The following is a 19026-nucleotide window of genomic DNA, read 5'->3' on the forward strand; positions in this document are numbered from 1 at the left end:
TTTCCTCGTGCCCCTCCCGGGGGGCTCAGGCACCGAGGCTAGAGCGTTTTCGCCAGGCGGGGAAACAGGCCGCCGCTGGTCAGCCGGCGCCGGCGCGGCGCAGCACCTCGGCTGCCGTCGCACCCTCCGCGCGCAAGTCGCGGATCGTCGCGGCGCGGTCCCGCTTGGCCAGCCGCCGGCCGCTCGCATCCGTCAGCAGCGCGTGGTGCGCGTAGCGCGGTTCCGGCCAGCCCATCAGCGCCTGCAACAGGCGGTGCAGGTCGGTCGCCGGCTTCAGGTCCTCCCCGCGCGTCACCAGCGTCACGCCCTGCAGCGCGTCGTCATGGGTGACGCAGAGATGGTAGGAGGCCGGCACGTCCTTGCGCGCCAGCACCGCGTCGCCGAACTGCGCGGGATCGCAGGTGATGCGGGAGCCGCGTTCCTCGAAAGTCAGGGGAGCGGCCAGCGTCGCGAGCGCGGCGGCCATGTCGAGGCGCAGCGCATGCGCCTCACCGGCCGCGACGCGCGATGCGCGTTCATCCGCCGACAGCCGCCGGCAGGTGCCGGGGTAAAGCGGCCCGTCCGGCCCATGGGGCGCGGCCGCGGAAGCGGCGATCTCCCGCGCGATGTCGGCGCGGGTGCAGAAGCAGGGGTAGAGCAGACCGCGCGCCGACAGCGCGTCGAGCGTCGCGCGATAGTCCGGCAGATGCGCCGACTGCACCCGCACCGGGCCATCCCAATGCAGGCCGAGCCAGGCGAGATCGTCGGGAATCGCCTCGGCGAATTCGGGCCGGCAGCGCACGGGGTCGATATCCTCGATGCGCAGCAGGAAGCGGCCGCCCGCCTGCCGCGCCTGCCGCCAGGCGAAGGCCGCCGAATGGACATGGCCGAGATGCAGATGCCCGGTCGGGCTCGGCGCGAAGCGGGTGACGATGGCGGTTGCGCCCATGCGTCACAGCCGGTAGCGGGCGGATGCACCAATCGGCAAGGGGGATCGCGCATGGATGCGCTGGACGGGCCACGCTTCGGCCCCACGAATGGCGAGGCGGCCGATGCGCTGGTCGTGCTGGTGCATGGCTTCGGCGCCGATGGGAACGACCTGATCGACCTCGCCGCCGTCTGGGCCGAGGTGCTGCCCGGCGCGCTGTTCGTCGCACCCCATGCGCCGGAAGCCTGCGACGGCATCCCGTTCGGGCGGCAATGGTTCCCGTTGTGGGACCGATCCGCGACGCAGCTCGCGGCCGGGGTGGCGGGCGCAGCCGAGGCACTCGGGCGCTTCGTGGCAGCGGAGGTCGCGCGGCTCCACCTCGCGCCCGGCCGTGTCGCGCTGATGGGCTTCAGCCAGGGCGCGATGACGGTGCTGGAAGCCGGGCTGCGCGGCGCGGTGCAGGACCCTGCCTGCATCCTCGCCTATTCCGGCGGGATGCTCGGCGCGGAGGATCTCGCCGCGCGGCTCGCCGCCAGGCCCGCCGTGCTGCTGGTTCATGGCGAGGCCGACGAGGTCGTGCCGGTCGGCGCGTCGCGCATGGCCGAGGCCGCGCTCACCGCCGCCGGCGTACCGGTGCGTGCGCTGTACCGCCCGGGCCTCGGCCATGGCCTGGACGAGGTCGGCCTCGCCGCCGGGGCCGAGGTGCTGCGCGGCGTTCTCAGCACAACGTGACAGACGTTTGAAACCTCTCGCAGAAGGGTTGCGGCACCCCGCGCCGCGTGTCATGCATGCTGCCGATACGCGGCGGCGCCACAACATCTGGGGCCTTTCCGCCGGGTCAGGCCCCAAGTCTTGGTGGCGCGTCGCTGGAAGGAGCGGCGCTTGCCTGACGGCGGACAGTTCTCCGGTGGCCAGTCCTACCCAGCCCTTGTGCTGAATGCGGATTTTCGCCCGCTCTCCTATTTCCCGCTCTCCATCTGGTCCTGGCAGGATGCGGTGAAGGCGGTGTTCCTCGATCGCGTCTCGGTGCTGTCGGAATACGAGGTGGAGGTGCATTCGCCCTCCCTCGCCTTCCGGCTGCCATCGGTGATCGCGCTCAAGGAATTCATCCCCGCGACGCGGCGGCCGGCCTTCACACGCTTCAACGTATTCCTGCGCGACCGCTTCGAATGCCAGTATTGCGGCGAAGGGCGGCCGACACCGGATCTGACCTTCGACCACGTCGTCCCGCGGTCGCGCGGCGGGCGCACCAGTTGGGACAACGTCGTCACCGCCTGCGGACCGTGCAACCTGCGCAAGGGCAGCCGCCTGCCGCGCGAATGCCACATGCTGCCACGGCAGGAACCGCGCCAGCCGACGTCGTGGGAATTGCAGGACAATGGGCGGGGGTTTCCGCCGAACTACCTGCATCAGTCCTGGCGGGATTACCTCTACTGGGACAGCGAGCTGGAAGGGTGAGGCAGGAACTGGAGGGGCTCGCCCCTCCAGCCCGCAGGCACTGTCATCGCGGAGCGGGCGGCAGTCGCGACGAATGGTGGTCGGCGATTCGCCACAGGCCATCCGCGCCGCGAAGGAAGGTCATGCTGAAGCGGGACGGGTCCGAGGACGCGCTGCCATCGTTCAGCCGGCGGTGGAAGGTGTAGACGCCCGAGGCGACCGCCACACCGGGCGCGACCTCCCGCAGCGTGTAGTCGCCGAGCGTGACCGTGTTGCTCGCCACGCCAGGCCGGGTGCGGCCGAAATAGTCGCTGATGGCCGCCGTGCCGATGGTCCGCTCGCGGCTGACACTGCCCCACAATGTCGCATCAGGCGTGTACATCGCCGCAGCCGCAGGGCCCTGGTTGGTGCCATACGCCTCGACCCAGGCGGCAGGCACGGCGGCGGCGTCGGCCGGCGGCCCGGCAGCGCGGCCGGGCGAAGGCATCAGCGCGCCGACCAGCGCGGCAGCGACCAGGGCAAGTCTGACCATGAAGGGGGGCTCCTCCGAGCAAATGCGGGACGGCACCCAGGATGCGGGCAATGCCGCCCACGGGGTCAACGCCTTTGTGAGCCGATCCCGCCGGCGCCGTGCGCTTGCGCACACCCGGTACTGAAGGACCGCATCGCCCCGCGCCGCGTCACCCGACCGGCGCCGCCGCCCCGCGATATTCCCCGACCCCCTCGCCCAGCTTCGCGTTGTTCGCCTCGCGCTGGCGCGCGGCCGCGTCGTCGTACAGGAAGGGCAGGAAGGCGTAGCGCCGCCCGGCCGTGACCGGCAGCGCCTGGTGCAGCAGGGAACAGGAGAATACCACCGCGCCCCCGGTTGGCGCGCGCCAGGACCGCTTGCCGTATTCGGGGAAGCACAATTCGCCGCCCTCGAATTCCTCGGCGTTGAGGTTGATCGTCACGGCGAAGCGGCGATGCGCGGTGCCGGATGTGGTGTTGTCGCGATGCGCGCCGAAATGGCCGCGTTCGGCCGAATCGTAGCAGGCGACGATGTAGCGCTCCATCCGCGTGGCATGGAAATGATGGACCTTCAGCAGTTCCGGCACGATGCGGCGCAGGATGGATTCGCGCGCCGCCCTGCGCAGCGCCTCATCCGCGATGGCGCAATCCTGCCGGCGCTTCAGCGCCGGGTCGAAGACACCGACCGTCTTGCCGTCGACCTCCCGCATGAAGCCCGAGGGCGCGCCGCCCTGTTCCTCGTAATGGGCGATCAGGGCGCGGCACAGGGCGGGGTCGAAGATGCGCGGCAGCACCAGCACCGGCGGCGGCATCTCGAAGCCGGCATGCTCGGCCGCCGGCGGCAGGCCGGCCAGGCGGTCGAGCACCGCATCCGCCTGCATGATCGGCTGCGTCTCGATCACGCGCAGCATGGGGTCGAGCAACACCCAGCATGGCGTGAAGATTTCCGCCCCGTCCGCCTGCGCCGGATCCTTGCGGATCACGCCATAGTCCCGCCCGACCTTGCCGGTGAAGTCGAACAGGAAGCGGATGCCCGGCAGGGAAGGCTGCAACCGCCCCTGCTCGCGGTCCGTCGGATCGACGCTGATGCCGAAGACGCAGGCCTTCTCATCGTCGAACAGGTCGCGCCGCGCGGCGATGGCGGCCAGCGCGGCCTGGGCCTCCGGCCGCGCCGCGGACCCGATGAAGGCCAGCAGGACGTAGCGCCCGGCCACCGAATGAAAGGCGTAGTTCGGGTTGTCCGTGGAAGGCAGATGGAACCAGGGCGCTGGGTCGCCAGGCTGGAGGCGCATCATGCGGATAGGGTAACGGCTCGACGGCTGGGCCGGCAAGCCTTGCTCATCCCTTGATCGCCCCGGCCGTCAGGCCTGCCACGATGCGCCGCTGGAAGACCAGCACCAGCAGGATCAGCGGCATCGTCACGATGACGGAGGCCGCCATGATGCGCCCCCAGGGCAGTTCGAAACTGCTCGCCCCGCTGATCAGCGCGATGGCGACAGGCACCGTGCGCATCTCATCGGTCAGGGTGAAGGTCAGGGCGAACAGGAACTCGTTCCAGGCGGCGATGAAGGCCAGCAGCCCGGTCGTTGCCATGGCCGGCCTCATGATCGGCAGGAACACGCGGGTCACCACGATCCAAGGCGTGGCGCCATCGATCATCGCGGCTTCCTCGAGCTCGCGCGGCATCTCCCGCATGAAGGTGGTCAGCACCCAGACCGTGAAAGGCAAGGTGAAGATCAGATAGGACAGCACGAGGCTGCCCAGGCTGTTGTAGAGACCGAGCCAGCGGATCAGCTCGAACAGGCCGGACAGCACCGCCACCTGCGGGAACATCGACACGGCGAGGATCGCCGCCAGCAGCGGGCCCCGGCCGCGGAAGGCGACGCGGCCGAGCGCGAAGGCGGCGGTCAGGCCAAGGCCGAGCGAGACCGCCACCACCGACCCCGCCACCAGGACCGAGTTGAGGATGTTCCGCGCGAAGGGCCGGTCGCGGAACACCGCCGCGTAGTTGTCCCAGGCGGGCTGCGCCGGGAAGACATCCGCACCGAACAGCGCACTGCCCGACTTCAGCGAGGTGACGATCGCCCAGTAGAAGGGGAACACCGTGTAGATGGCGATCACCAGCATCAGCAGCGCGAAGGCCGCGCGGCCTGCGAGGCGGCGCAGGCGTCGCGCGGTCATCGCCCGCCCTCCGCGGCACCCAGGCGCACGCGCCCCAGCGTGACCAGCAGTGCCGTCGCGATGGCGATGACGACGAACAGCCCCGTCGCCGCCGCCGATCCGAAGCCAAGGTCCTGGAACTCGACCAGCTGCTGCCGCGCATAGACCGACATCGACGCGGTGGCCGCGCTGCTGCCCGACAGCACATACATGAGGTCAAAGACGCGCAGCGCATCGAGCGCGCGGAAAATCACCGCGACCATCAGCGCGGGACGGATCAGCGGCAGGGTGATGCGGAAGAAACGGCCGACCGGCCCGAGGCCGTCGATCTCCGCGGCCTCGTAGATCTCGCCTGGCAGCAATTGCAGCGCGGCGAGGATGAGCAGCGCCATGAAGGGCGTGGTCTTCCACACATCCACCGCGACGACCGCCCACAGCGCGAGGTCGGGATCGGCGGTCCAGGCGACGGGCTGCGCGATGAGGCCGAGGGCGAGCAGGGCCTCGTTCACGACGCCCGCCTGGTCGTGCAGCATCCAGCCCCACATCTGCGCCGAGACCACGGTGGGGATGGCCCAGGGGATCAGCATGGCGGCGCGCAGCAGGCCCCGCCCGCGCATGCGCTGGTTCAGCGCCAGCGCGATCACCAGGCCGAGCAGCGTCTCGATCGCGACCGACACCGCGGCAAAGACCACGGTGTTCCGCACGGCGTTCCACCATTCCGCGTCCTGCAGCAGCAGCACGTAGTTCGCGGCCCCCACGAAACCCGGCGCTGCGGTGTCGTCCAGCCGCGCATCGGTCAGGGAGAACCAGACGGTCCTCACGAGCGGCCAGCCGCCCACCAGCAGCACCGCCGCGACCATCGGCAGCAGGAACAGCCAGGCAGCGCGGCGCCGTTCCAGTGCCAGCGCCGACAGGCCGCTGCCGGACCGCATCACCACAGCCCGTCCCGCCCGATGCGGCGCAGCCGCCGGTCCAGCGCGGCCAGCGCCGCCGCCGGTTCTGCGCGTCGGCCCAGCACTGTGTGCACCGCATTGCGGAATGCTGCCGAGACCTGGTTGTAGCGCGGGCCCGTGACACCGGAGGGGCGCGGCACGGCATTCTCGAAGGTGGCGCGCAGCGGGGCGAAGAAGGGGTTGGCCGCCAGCACCTCCGCATCGTCATAGAGGTCGCGGAAGGTCGGGTTGAGCCCGCCGGCGATGGCCCGGCGTTTCTGTTCCTCCCGCGATGTCAGGTAGGCCACCAGGGCCGCCGCTTCCGATGCGTGACGGGAATACCGGGACACGGCGAGTTGCTCCCCGCCCAGCGTCGCGCTGTGCCGCCCGCCCTCGCCCTCACCGCGCGGCAGCACCGCGACGCCCACCCTGCCCCGGACCGGGCTGTCCTCGGCATTCAGGAGCGGCCAGGCATAGGGCCAGTTCCGCATGAAGACGGCGTTGCCGGGCTGGAAGACGGCGCGCGTCTCCTCCTCGGCATAGTTCAGCACGCCCGGCGGGGCGATGTCGCCGATCCAGCCTGCGGCCTGGGCCAATGCCGCGACCGCCGCCGGGTTGTCGATGGTCACCGCGCCATCCGCGCCGACGATGGTGCCGCCGCCATGGCTGTTGATCCATTCCAGCGCGTTGACGGTCAGGCCCTCATAGGCGCGGCCCTGGAAGACGAAGCCCCAGAGGCGCGGCTGCCCGGCGGCGCGTTCGGCCGCCATCACGCGGCGGGCGGCCTCGGTCAGGTCGCGCCAGGTCTGCGGGACCGGCAGGCCGTGTTTTTCCAGCAGGTCCCGGCGGTAATAGAGGATGCCCGCCGCGGTGAACCACGGCATGGCGACCAGCCGGCCATCGACCGTGTTGTTCGCCAGCATGGCGGGGAACTGCGCCGCGCGGGTGGCTTCATCCAGCCGGTCGGACAGATCCACCAGATGCCCGGCCAGCATGCCGGGCCAGATGGCATCGACCTGCAGCACGTCGATGTCGGGCGAGCGCGCAGCCAGCAATTGCTGGTACAGCGCCAGCCGTTCCGTGGCGCTGGCCGGGGTCGAGACCATCGTCACGCGATTGCCCGTCCCGCGCGCCCAGGCTTCGGCGCCTTCCCGGCACAGCCGTGCCTCAATGCCGACGGCGCCGCAGGACACGGCAAGCGTCACCTCGGCGCGCGCGGACACGGCGAAGGACATGGCGCAGATCAGCGCGATGAGCCCGCGCATGCCGGACCTCCCGGTGGGTGCAAACAGAACGCCAGGAGGCAGAAAAGGATGCGGGACCGCCGGACCGCTATCCTTTTGTCCAGGGATTGCGTTTCGCGCCGCTGTTCAGCCCCGCGCCTGGCGCTTCGCCAGGCCCAGCGCCAGCGCGCCGAGGCCAAGCCCGTAGAGCAAGTTCATCGCCGCCATGGACAGCGGCAGGCCGGGGATCAGGTAGGTCGCGGCATCGCAGGGCTTGGACGGCGCGGCCGCCAGGCTGCGCATCATGTCGTCGATGCTGCTGCCCGCGCCCCCCGCAGTCGGCGCCTGGCAACCCGGCAGTGGGGACGGCCACCAGCCTTGCTCCACCCCGACATGCAGCGCGCCGATCCCGGCCGTGACCAGGGCCGCGAGTCCCGCCAGCCCGATCAGCACGGCCCGCGCCCGCCCCGGCAGGACGATGCCGAGCGCAGCGAGGCCCGCCGCCACCCAATAGGGCCAGCGCTGCCACAGGCAGAGCGCGCAGGGGGCGAGCCCCCACCAGGTCTCGCTGCCGATGGCAAAAAGTGGCGCGGCGGCGGCGAGGGCGGCGATCAGAAGGGCGGGTCCCATGGCGCCCATGTTGCGCCGCAACGGCCGCTACGCAACCGGAGCCATGGCCGCACCTCCCCTGGCGCGGTTCCCCGGATGCGCTAGCCTCCCGCGAAACTCATGGGAGAGAACGATGCGCAAGCTTTGGGGCCGGACCAGTTCCAGCAACGTGATGAAGGTCCTCTGGACCCTCGACGAGCTCGGCCTGCCCTATGAACGCATCGATGCCGGCGGCGCCTTCGGCCGCACCCGCGAACCCGAATATCGCGCCATGAACCCGATGGGGCTGGTGCCGACCCTGCAGGAGGACGATGGCTGGGCGCTGTGGGAAAGCAACGCCATCGCCCGCTACCTCTGCAACGCCCATGCCCCCGGCAGCGCGCTGTACCCCGCCGCGCCCCGCGCGCGGGGCGAGGTCGAGACCTGGATGGACTGGACGCTCGGCCACGTCGTCGCCCCGATGGTGGTGATCTTCTTCACCCATGTCCGGCTGAAGGAGAACGAGCGCGACTGGGCGGCCGAGAAGAAGGCGCGCGAGGATGCCGGCCGGCTATGGAAGATCGTCGATGCGCGGGTGGCCGAGCGCCGCTTCCTCTGCGCCGACCATGTGACGCTCGCCGACATCGCGCTCGGCTGCTGGGTGCATCGCTGGTTCAGCCTGCCGATCGAACGACCGGACCTGCCGAACCTCGCGGCGTATTATGAGGCGCTGAAGACCCGGCCGGGCTTCGTGACCCACGTCGCCCTGCCGCTGGAATGAGGGAGAGAACGATGACCCGGACTGCCACCAGCCACGCCGAGGGCGCGCATTTCGAGCGCGGCCTGCGCGCCTTCTTCGAATACCGCGACCTCGGCATCAAGGACGCCACCGAGGGCGCCTTTGGCGCGCATGTCATCCGCGCCATCCCCGGCGAGCACGCCACCGGCCAGTGGCACACCCATGACCTGCCCTTCCAGATGTTCTTCGTGCTGAAGGGCTGGGTGAAGTTCGAATACGAGGATATCGGCGAGAAGACCTTCAAAGCTGGGGATTGCTGCTACCAGCCGCGCCTCGTCAGGCACCGGGAGATCCAGCACTCGGACGATGTCGAGATCCTTGAGATCACCGGCCCGGCGGAGTTCGAGACGAAGAATGTCGAGGCGCCGGCCAGGGCCACGGCAGCGGAATAGCCCCGGCCCGGGCTGGACGACCCCCGTCGCCCCCGGCTAGGCATGGGGCAGCCCAGGCCCCTGTGGCGGAACGGTAGACGCAGGCGACTCAAAATCGCTCGCCCGAGAGGGTGTGGGAGTTCGAATCTCCCCGGGGGCACCAGGGCCGGGCGTCTATGGGACGGCCGGCGGCGGTTCATCGACCCAGCCGAGATGCACGGGAATGCCTTCCAGTACCGGGGATGGCCCCACCAGCCCCCGAAAGCGTTCGAAATCAGCCCGATTGGATGCGTGATTGCCGGCCCGTCCGTAGGTCAGGTCCTGCACGATCATCCAGGCGGCGGCCAAGCCTGCCGCGCTTGCCGTACGCGCCGCGCCAAGGGTCCGTTGCAGCAACTGGTACCGGATGCCAGCCAACGCCTCGGCCGTGACCCCGAAGGCTTGCGCATATTGGGCGACGACGCCGCGCCGATGTGGCGGGGACTGTGGATTGGTCCGCGCGTTGCGCTCGACCCAATCCGCGATCAGGTCGTCGAAGGGTTCGTTAACCTTGGCTTCGATGGCAATGACGGCGTCGGGGATGAAGGCCATCACGTCCGCCATTGCGGTCCCTCCGCCCCAGACGCGCGTCGGGTACTCAAAATGCGCACGCAATAAGGATGGTGAGCCGACGACCGCGGCAACGGAAGGCGGCAAGGCGGGCTGGGCCGCGACCCAGCACTTGGCGGCTTCCGCCATACTGAATTCGTCTCGATAATGGTGCTTGCGATCGTCTGGGAGGTACGTCTGGACGTCCTCAGCACGCCGCACCGGGCGGTCGTCACCGGCCCCGAAATACAATGACATCGGCGCTCCTCGCGGGTTGGAGGCGGGCGGCACGTACCGGATGCGTCCGGGACACCATTGCAGGGATGGTGCCCGAACCTTGCCTTTCGCGTCCATTCGCGCCAAAGACGCCCCCCAATCCCTTATCCCCACCCCGGATTCCTCACGGAGGGCCACCCATGGCCTCGTCCTTCGACCGCATCGCCGACATCATCGCCGAGAACAGTGAAGTCGAGCGGGACAAGATCCTGCCCGACAGCCACGTCATCAACGACCTCGGCATCGACAGCCTCGACTTCCTCGACATCGTCTTCGCCATCGACAAGGCCTTCGGCATCAAGGTGCCGGTCGAGGCCTGGACGCAGGAAGTCAACGCCGGCACCGCGCCCGCCGAGCAATACTTCGTCATGAAGAACCTCGCCGCGCGCATCGATGAGCTGGTCGCCGCCAAGGGCGGCTGAGCCGGCCTCGGCCGGGGAGAACCCGCCTTGAAGCTCGAATACTTCCAGATGGTGGACCGGGTCGCGTCGCTCGAGGGCGAGGCGATCGTGGTCGAGAGCACCATCCCCGACGCGTCCCCGGTCTTCGAGGGCCATTTCCCCGGCTACCCGCTGATGCCCGGCGTGCTGCTGGTCGAGACGATGGCCCAGGCCTCCGGCTGGCTGCTGCTGAAGCTGATGAACTTCGAGCGCATGCCCTTCCTGATGGGGGTGAAGGAGGCGAAGTTCCGCTCCTTCGTCGGCCCCGGCACGCCCGTCACGGTCCATGCGCAGCGCCTGCATGACGGGTCCGGCTATGCCGTGACCAAGGCGCGCATCGAGGCCGCCGGCAAGCGCATCTGCGACGCGGAGCTGACCTTGCGCATCATGGACTTCCCCGCCCCCGAACTCTCGGCTGCGATGAAGCAGCGCGGGCAGGAGCTCGGCCTCGCATGACCCGCCAGGACGTCGTCATCACCGGCATCGGCCTCGTCTCCTCGCTCGGCGAGGGGCCGGACCTGCACTGGGGTGTGCTGTCGAAGCCCGGCGCCGCCCCGGTGCTGGATGAGGCCGCCTTCGCCCCCTATCCGGTGCATCCGCTGCCCGCCCTGAGCCTCGACGCGCAGATCCCGAAGAAGGGCGACCAGCGGCAGATGGAGCCCTGGCAGCGCCTCGGCACCTATGCCGCGGGCCTTGCCATCGACCAGGCCGGCGCGCGCGGGCTGGTGTCGGACATGCACCTTATCGTCGCCGCCGGCGGCGGCGAGCGCGACGTCGCGGTGGATGAAGCAGTGGCCTCCGCCTTCTGCACCCTGCCCGCCGACGAAGCCGGCCGCGCGCTGAACGAGAAGCTCGCCACCGACCTGCGCCCGACGCTGTTCCTCGCGCAGCTGTCCAACCTGCTCGCCGGCAACATCTCGATCGTCCACGGCGTCACCGGATCGTCCCGCACCTTCATGGGCGAGGAATCGGCCGCCGCCGATGCGGTGCGCATCGCCGCCGCCCGCCTGTCCGAAGGCCGGGGCGGCATCGCCCTGGTGGGCGGTGCCTATGCCTCGCAGCGCTGGGACCTGGCGCTGCTGTATGGCGCGGGCGACGCGCTGTGGCGCGGCCCCTTCGCGCCGGTCTCGGCGCGCGACGGCAAGGGCGGTTTCGTCAGCGGCGCGCTCGGCGCCTTCCTGGTGCTGGAAACCGCCGGACACGCGGCGGCGCGCGGCGCGACGCCGCTGGCGCGGCTGGCTGGCGTCGCCACCGATGCGGCGCACAAGCGCACCGGTGCGTCGGCCACCGCGGCGCAGGCGCTTTGGCAGAAGCTCGGCGCTCCCGCCGGCGGACTCGGCGTGCTGTCCGGCATGACCGGCGTGGCCGAGGCGCGGGCCGAGGAGGACGCCTTCCTCGCCAGCCTCGGCGCCGCGGCGGTCCGCCGCACCGGCACGCTGCTCGGCCACGGCGTCGAAGCCGCCTTCCCGGCGAATGTCGCGCTCGGCGCCCTGGCGCTGTCGCGCGGCGGCTTCTACCCCGCCATGGACCCGGCCGATGCCGGGGATGGCCCGGTCGAACGCATCCTCGTCACCGGCTTCGGCCAGTGGCGCGGGGAGGCCCTCGCCCTTCTGGAGCGCGCGGCATGAAGGACCATCTCGGGCGGCCGCTGGTCGCCGTCACCGGCATCGGCCTCGTCACCCCCCTCGCCTGGGGGCGGGAGGCGAACTGGGCGGCGATCACCGCGGGCAAGTCCGGCATCTCCCGCATCCGCCGTTTCCCGGTGGACACGCTGCGCACCACCATCGCCGGCACCGTCGAACTGCCCGAGGAAGCGGCGGGCGCGGAGCCGGTCTCCTCCGCCATCCGGGTCGAACGCATGGCCGAGGCCGCGGTCGAGGAAGCGCTGGCCCAGGCCGCGCTCGGTGAGCCAGGCGCCTTCCCCGGCCCGCTGATGGTCGGCATGCCGCCGGTCGAGCTGGAATGGCCGCAGCGCTTCGAACTCGCCCGCCAGGCGAATGGCAATGGCGCCTATCCGGCCATCACCAAGGTCGCGATCGGCCGGTCCGACATCTATGAGACCTTCCTGTTCGGCGGTGTCGGCGAGCGCCTGGCCGCGAAGTTCGGCACCGAGGGGGCGCCGATCGCGCTGACCACGGCCTGCGCCACCGGCGCCTCGGCGATCCAGATGGCGGTCGAGGCGATCCAGCGCGGCGAATCCGACGCGGCGATCGCGCTCGGCGCCGATGGCTCCGTGCAGCCGGAGGCGGTGATCCGCTTCTCGCTGCTCTCCGCGCTGACGGCACGCAACGACGATCCCGAGGCTGCCTCCCGCCCCTTCGAGAAGACGCGCGACGGCTTCGTGATGAGCGAGGGCGCGGCAGCCCTGGTGCTGGAAAGCCTTGAGCATGCGACGGCGCGCGGTGCGACGGTGCTCGGCATCGTCTCCGGCTGCGGGGAGCGGGCGGACAGCTTCCACCGCACCCGGTCGAACCCGGACGGGCACGCCATCATCGGCGCCATGCGCAACGCCATCGACGATGCGGGGCTGCAGCCGGCGGATATCGGCTACGTCAACGCGCATGGCACCGGCACACCCGAGAACGACAAGATGGAGACGCTCGGCATGCGCGCCGTCTTCGGTGACGCGCCGCCGCCGATTTCCTCCAACAAGTCGATGATCGGGCACACGCTATCCGCCGCCGGCGCGATCGAGGCGGTGCTGTCGCTGCTGACCATCCGCGACCAGATCCTGCCGCCGACCATCAACCACCGCGAGCCCGACCCGGCGATCACGCTGGACGTGGTGCCGAACGTGGCACGCAAGGTGTCCGGGGTGCGGCACGTGCTGTCGAATTCGTTTGGGTTCGGCGGGCAGAATGTCTGCTTGGTGGTGAGCGCGGCACCGTGATTCCAGAGAGGGGCCTTGCCCCTCTCCGGACCTCACCCCACCAAAGGCTTAAGGCCTTTGGAAACCGATACTTGGCGCCGGGCGCCGCAGTTGCTTTACACGGACGCCGGCCATGCCCGGCACCAAGTTGAGGTGTCCAGAGGCCTTTAGGCCGTTGGGTCCCCATTGACGTTGCAAGGCAACGTCAATGGGATCCCTGGGCGGGGTGGCTTGGAGGGGCAGAGCCCCTCCAATTCTGACTGACGGGATCCCATGCGCGCACTTCGTCTCCATGCCGACCGCGACCTTCGCCTCGAAGACGTCGCCGACCCGCCCCCGCCCGCCGCGGGCGAGGTGACGCTCCGCATCAAGGCGGTCGCGCTGAACCACATCGATGTCTGGGGCTTCCGCGGCATGGCCTTCGCCAAGCGCGAGATGCCGCTGATCGTCGGCGCGGAAGCCGTCGGCGAGGTGGTCGCCGTGGGTGAAGGCGTGACCGGCTGGAAGGTTGGCGATCGCGCCGCGCCCTATGGCGCGCTGACCTGCGGCAAGTGCCGCCGCTGCCTCGCCGGGCAGGACAACCTCTGCGAGGACGTCCGCGGCGTGAAGGGCTTCCATGTCGGCGGCTTCGCCTGCGAACTGGTGAACCAGGAAGCGCGGCTGCTGGTGCGCGTGCCGGACGGGATCTCGTGGGAGGATGCCTCCTGCGGCACCATCACCTTCTCCACCGTCGAGCACATGCTGTTCGACAATGCGAAACTGGAACCGGGCGAGACGATCCTCGTGCATGCCGCGGGGTCGGGCATCGGGACCGTCGCGGTGCGCATCGCCAAGGATCTCGGTTGCACGGTGATCGCGACCGCGGGCGATGACGAGAAGTGCGCGAAGGCCAAGGCGCTCGGTGCCGATATCGTGGTGAACTACACGACGCAGAACTTCCCGACCGTCGCACGCCGCGCGACGAACAAGGTCGGCGTCGATGTGGTGTTCGAACATGTGGGCGCGTCCACCTGGGCGGGCAGCCTGCTGTCGCTGCGCATGGGCGGGCGGCTGGTGACCTGCGGGTCCACCAGCGGCGTGTCGGCCGACACCAACCTGATGATGATCTTCCAGCGGCAGCTGCGCATCTTCGGGTCCTTCGGTGCGTCGATGCGCAACATCGCCGATGGCTACGCCAAGATGGCGCGCGGCATCCTGCCGGTGCTGGACACGGTGCTGCCGGTGGAACGCTTCACGGAAGGGCTCGACCGGCTGGAGAGCCGGCGCGTTTTCGGGAAGATCGTTGTTACGCTTTAAGTATCGCCTCTGGCTTTTCGCCGACAGGCTGTTCGGGCTTCTCGTCCGGGCGGTCTTCGCGCTGCTGCGCCTGCTGGGGCCGAACTCCGGCCCGCGCATCGGTGCCGCGATCGCGCGGACGCTCGGCCCGCTGACCGGCGCAAACCGCATCGCGCGGGAGAACATCGCCGGCGCCTTCCCCGAGAAATCCGAGGCCGAACGCGCCGCCATCCTGCGCGAGGCGTGGGACAATCTCGGCCGCGTCGCCTGCGAATACGTCCATATGGACCGCATCTGGGATTTCGACCTCGACCATCCCGATGCCGGGCGCATCACCGCCTCGCCGGAGACGATCGCGCTCTACAATCGCCTGCGCGACGACGGAAAGCCGGCGATCGTCTTCTCCGCGCATCTCGCGAACTGGGAATTGCCGGCGATCGCCGCAGCGAAGCACGGCATCGACAGCGCGGTGCTGTACCGCACGCCGAACAGCCCGGCCGTGGCGAAGGAGATCCTGCGCCTGCGCCAGGACAGCATGGGCATGCTGGTGGCGGCGGGGATGTCGGCGCCGTTCAAGCTCGCCAAGGCGCTCGAGCGCGGGCAACACATCGGCATGCTGGTGGACCAGCGCTTCGGGCGCGGGCCACGCATCGACTTCCTTGGCCGGCCGGCCTTTGCGAACCCGCTGCTGGCGCAGCTCGCACGGCGCTACGACTGCCCGGTGCACGGCGCGCGCGCCATCCGCCTGCCCGATGGGCGGTTCCGCCTGGACCTGACCGAGGAGATCGCCCTGCCGCGCGACGCGGAAGGGTTGATCGACGTGGAGGGCGGGACCCAGGCGATGAACGACGTGATTGCCGGCTGGGTGCGGGAGTATCCCGGCCAGTGGCTATGGATGCATCGCCGCTGGCGATAGAGCACGGCGCGCCTTGCGCCGATGGACCGGGCGGGGCCAGCCTGCGGCCGCACCCCGCCCCGAGGCCCACATGCGCCGCATCCTTCCCCTACTGATCCTGCTGCCGGGCATCGCCGCCGCGGCGGACATCGCCTGCCCCGCCGCGATCACCACCCCGCTCGCCGCCGATGCCGCACCGGGCTGGATGGTGGACCCGCGCCCGTCGCCCACGGGCTTTCCCTTTCGCGGGCCGGATGCGCCAGGCCGCAAGGGCTTCGAGGGCGTGACCATCGTCGATGGCGGCCCCGGCGACCTGCGCGCCGAGGCCCCCGGCTCGCTGGTGCCCGATGAATCCGCCATGCAGGGCGGCAGGCTGCGGCAGCGCTGGGACCTGTCGGGCGGGAGCCCGCGCGGCTTCCTCATGGTCTGTCGCTACCAGGGCACCGCCACGGTGGTCGCGCGCGTCCTGCCGGCTGCCGCCCGCGAATGCGTGCAGGTGCTGGCGCGGCCCGATGCGGGCCGGGCGCTTTCGGCACAGTGCCGCTGACGATCACGGCACGGAATGGGAGAAGCCCGCATGCCCCATGTCATGGTCACGGCCGGCGCGCTTGAGGTCGCGGTCGAACTGCACGGACCGGAGGACGGCCAGGCCGTCGTGCTGCTGCACGGCTTCCCCGACGACGTCCGCACCTGGGACGGCGTCGCCTCGCCGCTCGCCGCGGCGGGCTTCCGCGTCGTGGTGCCTTATCTGCGCGGTTATGGCCCGACCCGGTATCGCGACCCGGCGACGCCGCGATCCGGCCAGCAGGCAGCGCTCGGGGCGGATCTGCTGGCGCTGATGGATGCGCTTGGCATCGGTCAGGCGCTGCTCGCAGGCTATGATTGGGGCGGGCGGGCGGCCTGCATCGTCGCCGCCTTGTGGCCGGAACGGGTGCGCGGCCTGGTCTCGGCGAACGGGTACAATATCCAGGACATTGCCGGTTCGACGCGGCCGGGATCGCCCGAGCAGGAGCTCCGCTACTGGTACCAATGGTACCTGCACACCGAGCGCGGCGCGGCCGGCCTGGCGGCGAACCGCGCCGCCTTCTGCCGGCTGCTGTGGAGGCTGTGGTCGCCAACCTATCCGCTGGGCGATGCCGAATACGCGGCCACCGCAGCGAGTTTCGACAACCCGGATTTCGTCGCGACCGTGGTGCAGTCCTATCGCCACCGCCACAAGGCCGCCCCAGGCGACCCCGCCCTGGAGGAGATCGAGGCACGGCTGGCAGCACAGCCGCCGATCAGCGTGCCCGCGGTCGTGCTGCATGGCGCGGAGGACGGGGTGGACCCGCCGGCCAACAGCGAGGGCGCGGCGCGGCATTTCCGCGGTCCCTTCCGGCGGGAGGTCGTGCCCGGTGCCGGCCATTTCCTGCCACGCGAGGTTCCACAACCCTGGGTTGCGGCACTTCAGGTATTGGCCGTCGGGTAAATCCGCCAGTTTGTCCAATTTTCAGTGATTTGTGCTTTTTTCAGATTTCATGGTTATTCTTGACGCACAATAAGCCCGAAAATCCGCTTGAGAATGCTCGCATAGGTGGTAATCTTCGCCTGTAGCGTTAGAGGACACCAAAATGCGCGTCTTGTTAGTTGAGGATGATCTCACAACTGCTCGCGGTATCACCATGATGCTCCGCCAGGCCGCCATGATCGTGGACAGCGCCGACACCGGTGAGGAGGCGGTCGAACTGGCCCGGCTCTACGACTACGACATCGTCATCCTCGACCTGATGCTGCCCGACATCGACGGATCCGAGGTCGTGCGCCGGCTGCGTGCCGCGCGCATCGAAACGCCGGTGCTGATCCTGTCCGGCGTGTCCCGCCCGCAGACCAAGGTGAAGGTCTTCGGCATGGGCGCCGACGACTTCATCACCAAGCCCTTCGACCAGCAGGAACTGGTGGCCCGCATCCAGGCCATCGTCCGCCGCGCCAAGGGCTTCAGCCAGCCGACCCTGTCGGTCGGCCCGCTCAACCTCAACCTCGGCTCGCGGGAGGTGACGGTCGAAGGCCGCACCGTCCACCTGACCGGCAAGGAATACGCGATCCTGGAACTGCTCGCGCTGCGCAAGGGCGTGGTGATGACGAAGGAAGCCTTCCTCAACCATCTCTACGGCGGCATCGACGAACCCGAGGTGAAGATCATCGACGTCTTCATCTGCAAGCTGCGCAAGAAGCTGGCGCAAGCCGGCGCCATCGACCTGATCGGCACGGTCTGGGGCCGCGGCTATGTGCTGCGCGATCCCACGGCGTCCCGCGCCGCGGGCTGGCAATCCGGCACGGCGACGCCGGCCAGCATGGACATGCGAGCCGCCTGATACACGCCAGGCACGCCCGGCGCCTGCCGCGGCGCCCATCAGCCCGTCCGGGCCGCGGGACGGGCCGGTTCATAGACGCCTCGCTCGCCCACCGCCGGCACCAGCCGGTCGGTCAGGCCCAGCACCGTCTCCGCCCCACCCAGATAGACCACGCCATCGGCCGCCACCTGGCCGGCCAGCGCGGCCAGCACGCGCGTCTTGGTCGGCGCGTCGAAATAGATCAGCACGTTGCGGCAGAACACCACGTCGAACCGTCCCAGGCCGCGCGGATCGTCCAGCAGGTTGAAGGATTGCCAGCGCACCATGGCGCGCAGTTCCGTCGCGATGCGCCAGCGCGTGCCGTCCTGGCGGAAGTGCTTCACCAGCAACTGCACAGGCAGGCCGCGCTGCACCTCGAATTGCGTGAAGGTGCCATCCTGCGCGCGGTCCAGCATTTCCTTCGACAAATCGGTGCCGAGGATGTCCACCCGCCGCCCGCCGAGCTCCGCCGCAATCATGGCGATGGAATAGGCTTCCTGCCCTGACGAGCAGGCGGCCGACCAGATGCGGATCGCCTGGCCCGGCGCCCGCGCGGCGGCGAGGCGCGGCAGCAACTTCCGCAGATGCTCGAACGGCTTGCCGTCGCGGAAGAAGGAGCTTTCGTTGGTGGTCAGCGCCTCGACCATCTCGGCCGCCAGGGCTTCCGCCTTCGGTCCGCGCAGGCGCAGCGCCAGCGCGTCGAGGCCCGGGATCGCCTCCCGCCGCAGCATGGTGCCGAGCCGGGTTTCCAGCATGTAGCCCTTGTCGGCGGTCAGCACGATGCCGGAACGCGCCTTCACCAGCCCGGCGAGGAAGTGGAAGCTGTCCGGGGTCATGCGACGATCCTCTCGGCCGCGATCGCGGCAATGCGTTCGGCCAGCGCCTCGGGCGGCGCGACCCAGGCCGGCAGACCCGCCCGGACGACGGCACCGGGCATGCCCCAGACGACCGAGCTCGCCTCATCCTGCGCCAGCACCTGGCCGCCGGCGGCGGCGACGGCGCGGCAGCCCGCCAGCCCGTCATGGCCCATGCCGGTCAGAATCACCGCCAGCACGCGCCCCTTCGCCGCCAGCGCCGCACTGCGCAGCATCGGGTCCACCGCGGGGCGGCAGAAATTCTCCGGCGGGTCGCTGGTGATGCGCGCGCGCAGACCAGCCGCGCCGGGCTCGACCAGCAGATGATGGTCGCCGGGGGCAAGGAAGACGCGGCCCGGGCCGAACGTCTCGCCGTCCTTCGCCTCGGCGCAGCGATGTGGACCGAGGCGGTCCAGGTGCTCGGCCAGCATCGTCGTGAAACCCGCCGGCATGTGCTGCACGACCACAACCGGCATGGGCAGCAGCGGCAGGCGCTTCAGCAGCGCCGCCAGCGCCTGCGGCCCGCCGGTCGAACA

At 70.2% G+C, this 19026-nt stretch carries 23 protein-coding genes and 1 tRNA gene; 14 read left to right on the forward strand and 10 right to left on the reverse strand.

Features of this window, described 5'->3' with window-relative positions; all coding sequences use genetic code 11:
* Nucleotides 1–79: 79 nt before the first annotated feature.
* On the reverse strand, nucleotides 80–928 hold the full coding sequence (gene gluQRS / locus AC2YHJ_RS25970; protein ID WP_487399091.1) for a tRNA glutamyl-Q(34) synthetase GluQRS: 849 nt from the start codon (nucleotides 926–928) through the stop codon (nucleotides 80–82).
* Between the two features lie 51 nt (nucleotides 929–979).
* On the opposite strand from gluQRS, the gene AC2YHJ_RS25975 reads away from it, so the two are divergent.
* Both AC2YHJ_RS25975 and AC2YHJ_RS25980 read left to right on the forward strand, forming a co-directional pair.
* Nucleotides 980–1639, forward strand: coding sequence for an alpha/beta hydrolase (locus AC2YHJ_RS25975; RefSeq protein ID WP_487399092.1), 660 nt, complete (start codon nucleotides 980–982; stop codon nucleotides 1637–1639).
* Between the two features lie 150 nt (nucleotides 1640–1789).
* Nucleotides 1790–2365, forward strand: a complete 576-nt coding sequence (locus tag AC2YHJ_RS25980) for an HNH endonuclease (protein ID WP_487399093.1) — start codon at nucleotides 1790–1792, stop codon at nucleotides 2363–2365.
* Between the two features lie 43 nt (nucleotides 2366–2408).
* On the opposite strand, the gene AC2YHJ_RS25985 is transcribed toward AC2YHJ_RS25980, so the two are convergent.
* The 6 genes from AC2YHJ_RS25985 to AC2YHJ_RS26010 all read right to left on the reverse strand — a co-directional run bounded on the left by AC2YHJ_RS25985 (nucleotide 2409) and on the right by AC2YHJ_RS26010 (nucleotide 7796).
* Nucleotides 2409–2876 carry an SgcJ/EcaC family oxidoreductase gene (locus AC2YHJ_RS25985; RefSeq protein WP_487399094.1) on the reverse strand — a complete coding sequence of 156 codons (468 nt, stop codon included), beginning with the start codon at nucleotides 2874–2876 and terminating at the stop codon, nucleotides 2409–2411.
* A gap of 148 nt (nucleotides 2877–3024) precedes the next feature.
* Complete coding sequence (locus tag AC2YHJ_RS25990; protein WP_487399095.1) at nucleotides 3025–4146, reverse strand: 2OG-Fe(II) oxygenase; 1122 nt, start codon at nucleotides 4144–4146, stop codon at nucleotides 3025–3027.
* A gap of 43 nt (nucleotides 4147–4189) precedes the next feature.
* The gene (locus AC2YHJ_RS25995) at nucleotides 4190–5032 is read right to left on the reverse strand and encodes a carbohydrate ABC transporter permease (RefSeq protein ID WP_487399096.1); all 843 of its coding nucleotides are present in this window, start codon (nucleotides 5030–5032) and stop codon (nucleotides 4190–4192) included.
* Nucleotides 5029–5943: a carbohydrate ABC transporter permease gene (locus tag AC2YHJ_RS26000; RefSeq protein ID WP_487399097.1), complete on the reverse strand. Its 915-nt coding sequence runs from the start codon at nucleotides 5941–5943 to the stop codon at nucleotides 5029–5031. The genes AC2YHJ_RS25995 and AC2YHJ_RS26000 overlap by 4 nt, the downstream gene beginning before the upstream one ends.
* Nucleotides 5943–7208 carry an ABC transporter substrate-binding protein gene (locus tag AC2YHJ_RS26005; protein ID WP_487399098.1) on the reverse strand — a complete coding sequence of 422 codons (1266 nt, stop codon included), beginning with the start codon at nucleotides 7206–7208 and terminating at the stop codon, nucleotides 5943–5945. Before AC2YHJ_RS26005 ends, AC2YHJ_RS26000 begins: the two co-directional genes overlap by 1 nt.
* 105 nt (nucleotides 7209–7313) lie before the next feature.
* On the reverse strand, nucleotides 7314–7796 hold the full coding sequence (locus tag AC2YHJ_RS26010) for a disulfide bond formation protein B (protein WP_487399099.1): 483 nt from the start codon (nucleotides 7794–7796) through the stop codon (nucleotides 7314–7316).
* Between the two features lie 112 nt (nucleotides 7797–7908).
* Between AC2YHJ_RS26010 and AC2YHJ_RS26015 the strand changes: the two genes are divergently transcribed.
* The 3 genes from AC2YHJ_RS26015 to AC2YHJ_RS26025 all read left to right on the forward strand — a co-directional run bounded on the left by AC2YHJ_RS26015 (nucleotide 7909) and on the right by AC2YHJ_RS26025 (nucleotide 9087).
* Nucleotides 7909–8535 carry a glutathione S-transferase family protein gene (locus tag AC2YHJ_RS26015; protein ID WP_487399100.1) on the forward strand — a complete coding sequence of 209 codons (627 nt, stop codon included), beginning with the start codon at nucleotides 7909–7911 and terminating at the stop codon, nucleotides 8533–8535.
* A gap of 11 nt (nucleotides 8536–8546) precedes the next feature.
* Entirely contained in the window at nucleotides 8547–8945 is a 399-nt protein-coding gene (locus AC2YHJ_RS26020; RefSeq protein ID WP_487399101.1) for a cupin domain-containing protein, read from the forward strand.
* 56 nt (nucleotides 8946–9001) lie between these two features.
* Nucleotides 9002–9087: transfer RNA gene (locus tag AC2YHJ_RS26025), tRNA-Leu, on the forward strand.
* An 11-nt stretch (nucleotides 9088–9098) separates the two neighbouring features.
* Here AC2YHJ_RS26025 and AC2YHJ_RS26030 read toward each other — a convergent pair.
* Nucleotides 9099–9770, reverse strand: a complete 672-nt coding sequence (locus AC2YHJ_RS26030) for a DUF6946 family protein (RefSeq protein WP_487399102.1) — start codon at nucleotides 9768–9770, stop codon at nucleotides 9099–9101.
* Nucleotides 9771–9928: 158 nt separating this feature from the next.
* Here AC2YHJ_RS26030 and AC2YHJ_RS26035 point away from each other — a divergent pair, with 158 nt between their 5' ends.
* The 9 genes from AC2YHJ_RS26035 to ctrA all read left to right on the forward strand — a co-directional run bounded on the left by AC2YHJ_RS26035 (nucleotide 9929) and on the right by ctrA (nucleotide 17618).
* Nucleotides 9929–10210, forward strand: a complete 282-nt coding sequence (locus tag AC2YHJ_RS26035) for an acyl carrier protein (RefSeq protein ID WP_188965576.1) — start codon at nucleotides 9929–9931, stop codon at nucleotides 10208–10210.
* 27 nt (nucleotides 10211–10237) lie between these two features.
* A complete protein-coding gene (locus AC2YHJ_RS26040; RefSeq protein WP_487399103.1) occupies nucleotides 10238–10684 on the forward strand; it encodes a 3-hydroxyacyl-ACP dehydratase FabZ family protein in 447 nt (148 codons plus the stop codon).
* Nucleotides 10681–11856: a beta-ketoacyl-ACP synthase gene (locus tag AC2YHJ_RS26045; RefSeq protein ID WP_487399104.1), complete on the forward strand. Its 1176-nt coding sequence runs from the start codon at nucleotides 10681–10683 to the stop codon at nucleotides 11854–11856. Before AC2YHJ_RS26040 ends, AC2YHJ_RS26045 begins: the two co-directional genes overlap by 4 nt.
* The gene (locus tag AC2YHJ_RS26050) at nucleotides 11853–13118 is read left to right on the forward strand and encodes a beta-ketoacyl synthase N-terminal-like domain-containing protein (protein ID WP_487399105.1); all 1266 of its coding nucleotides are present in this window, start codon (nucleotides 11853–11855) and stop codon (nucleotides 13116–13118) included. The genes AC2YHJ_RS26045 and AC2YHJ_RS26050 overlap by 4 nt, the downstream gene beginning before the upstream one ends.
* Before the next feature lie 252 nt (nucleotides 13119–13370).
* Nucleotides 13371–14393 carry a zinc-binding dehydrogenase gene (locus AC2YHJ_RS26055; protein ID WP_487399106.1) on the forward strand — a complete coding sequence of 341 codons (1023 nt, stop codon included), beginning with the start codon at nucleotides 13371–13373 and terminating at the stop codon, nucleotides 14391–14393.
* Entirely contained in the window at nucleotides 14380–15288 is a 909-nt protein-coding gene (locus AC2YHJ_RS26060; protein ID WP_487399107.1) for a lipid A biosynthesis lauroyl acyltransferase, read from the forward strand. Before AC2YHJ_RS26055 ends, AC2YHJ_RS26060 begins: the two co-directional genes overlap by 14 nt.
* 70 nt (nucleotides 15289–15358) lie before the next feature.
* Nucleotides 15359–15814: an STY0301 family protein gene (locus AC2YHJ_RS26065; protein ID WP_487399108.1), complete on the forward strand. Its 456-nt coding sequence runs from the start codon at nucleotides 15359–15361 to the stop codon at nucleotides 15812–15814.
* Between the two features lie 30 nt (nucleotides 15815–15844).
* Nucleotides 15845–16735, forward strand: coding sequence for an alpha/beta fold hydrolase (locus tag AC2YHJ_RS26070; RefSeq protein ID WP_487399109.1), 891 nt, complete (start codon nucleotides 15845–15847; stop codon nucleotides 16733–16735).
* A 142-nt stretch (nucleotides 16736–16877) separates the two neighbouring features.
* On the forward strand, nucleotides 16878–17618 hold the full coding sequence (ctrA, locus tag AC2YHJ_RS26075; protein ID WP_487399110.1) for a response regulator transcription factor CtrA: 741 nt from the start codon (nucleotides 16878–16880) through the stop codon (nucleotides 17616–17618).
* 38 nt (nucleotides 17619–17656) lie between these two features.
* Here ctrA and AC2YHJ_RS26080 read toward each other — a convergent pair whose 3' ends face one another.
* A complete protein-coding gene (locus tag AC2YHJ_RS26080) occupies nucleotides 17657–18472 on the reverse strand; it encodes a CheR family methyltransferase (RefSeq protein WP_487399111.1) in 816 nt (271 codons plus the stop codon).
* The coding region (locus AC2YHJ_RS26085) for a CheB methylesterase domain-containing protein (RefSeq protein WP_487399112.1) at nucleotides 18469–19026 on the reverse strand (558 nt) is incomplete at its 5' end. The genes AC2YHJ_RS26080 and AC2YHJ_RS26085, both read right to left, overlap by 4 nt.

It is taken from the genome of Roseomonas sp. SRI_022 (assembly GCF_057586215.1).

Bases quoted from the DNA above. Each gene is read 5' to 3' on its own strand.
- AC2YHJ_RS26020 (WP_487399101.1), top strand. From the start codon at position 8,547: ATGACCCGGACTGCCACCAGCCACGCCGAGGGCGCGCATTTCGAGCGC.
- AC2YHJ_RS26005 (WP_487399098.1), bottom strand. From the start codon at position 7,208: ATGCGCGGGCTCATCGCGCTGATCTGCGCCATGTCCTTCGCCGTGTCC.
- AC2YHJ_RS26065 (WP_487399108.1), top strand. From the start codon at position 15,359: ATGCGCCGCATCCTTCCCCTACTGATCCTGCTGCCGGGCATCGCCGCC.
- AC2YHJ_RS26055 (WP_487399106.1), top strand. From the start codon at position 13,371: ATGCGCGCACTTCGTCTCCATGCCGACCGCGACCTTCGCCTCGAAGAC.
- AC2YHJ_RS26000 (WP_487399097.1), bottom strand. From the start codon at position 5,943: ATGCGGTCCGGCAGCGGCCTGTCGGCGCTGGCACTGGAACGGCGCCGC.
- AC2YHJ_RS26015 (WP_487399100.1), top strand. From the start codon at position 7,909: ATGCGCAAGCTTTGGGGCCGGACCAGTTCCAGCAACGTGATGAAGGTC.
- ctrA (WP_487399110.1), top strand. From the start codon at position 16,878: ATGCGCGTCTTGTTAGTTGAGGATGATCTCACAACTGCTCGCGGTATC.
- AC2YHJ_RS25990 (WP_487399095.1), bottom strand. From the start codon at position 4,146: ATGATGCGCCTCCAGCCTGGCGACCCAGCGCCCTGGTTCCATCTGCCT.
- AC2YHJ_RS26035 (WP_188965576.1), top strand. From the start codon at position 9,929: ATGGCCTCGTCCTTCGACCGCATCGCCGACATCATCGCCGAGAACAGT.
- gluQRS (WP_487399091.1), bottom strand. From the start codon at position 928: ATGGGCGCAACCGCCATCGTCACCCGCTTCGCGCCGAGCCCGACCGGG.
- AC2YHJ_RS25985 (WP_487399094.1), bottom strand. From the start codon at position 2,876: ATGGTCAGACTTGCCCTGGTCGCTGCCGCGCTGGTCGGCGCGCTGATG.
- AC2YHJ_RS26050 (WP_487399105.1), top strand. From the start codon at position 11,853: ATGAAGGACCATCTCGGGCGGCCGCTGGTCGCCGTCACCGGCATCGGC.
- AC2YHJ_RS26030 (WP_487399102.1), bottom strand. From the start codon at position 9,770: ATGTCATTGTATTTCGGGGCCGGTGACGACCGCCCGGTGCGGCGTGCT.
- AC2YHJ_RS26080 (WP_487399111.1), bottom strand. From the start codon at position 18,472: ATGACCCCGGACAGCTTCCACTTCCTCGCCGGGCTGGTGAAGGCGCGT.
- AC2YHJ_RS25995 (WP_487399096.1), bottom strand. From the start codon at position 5,032: ATGACCGCGCGACGCCTGCGCCGCCTCGCAGGCCGCGCGGCCTTCGCG.
- AC2YHJ_RS26010 (WP_487399099.1), bottom strand. From the start codon at position 7,796: ATGGGACCCGCCCTTCTGATCGCCGCCCTCGCCGCCGCCGCGCCACTT.
- AC2YHJ_RS26070 (WP_487399109.1), top strand. From the start codon at position 15,845: ATGCCCCATGTCATGGTCACGGCCGGCGCGCTTGAGGTCGCGGTCGAA.
- AC2YHJ_RS26045 (WP_487399104.1), top strand. From the start codon at position 10,681: ATGACCCGCCAGGACGTCGTCATCACCGGCATCGGCCTCGTCTCCTCG.
- AC2YHJ_RS25975 (WP_487399092.1), top strand. From the start codon at position 980: ATGGATGCGCTGGACGGGCCACGCTTCGGCCCCACGAATGGCGAGGCG.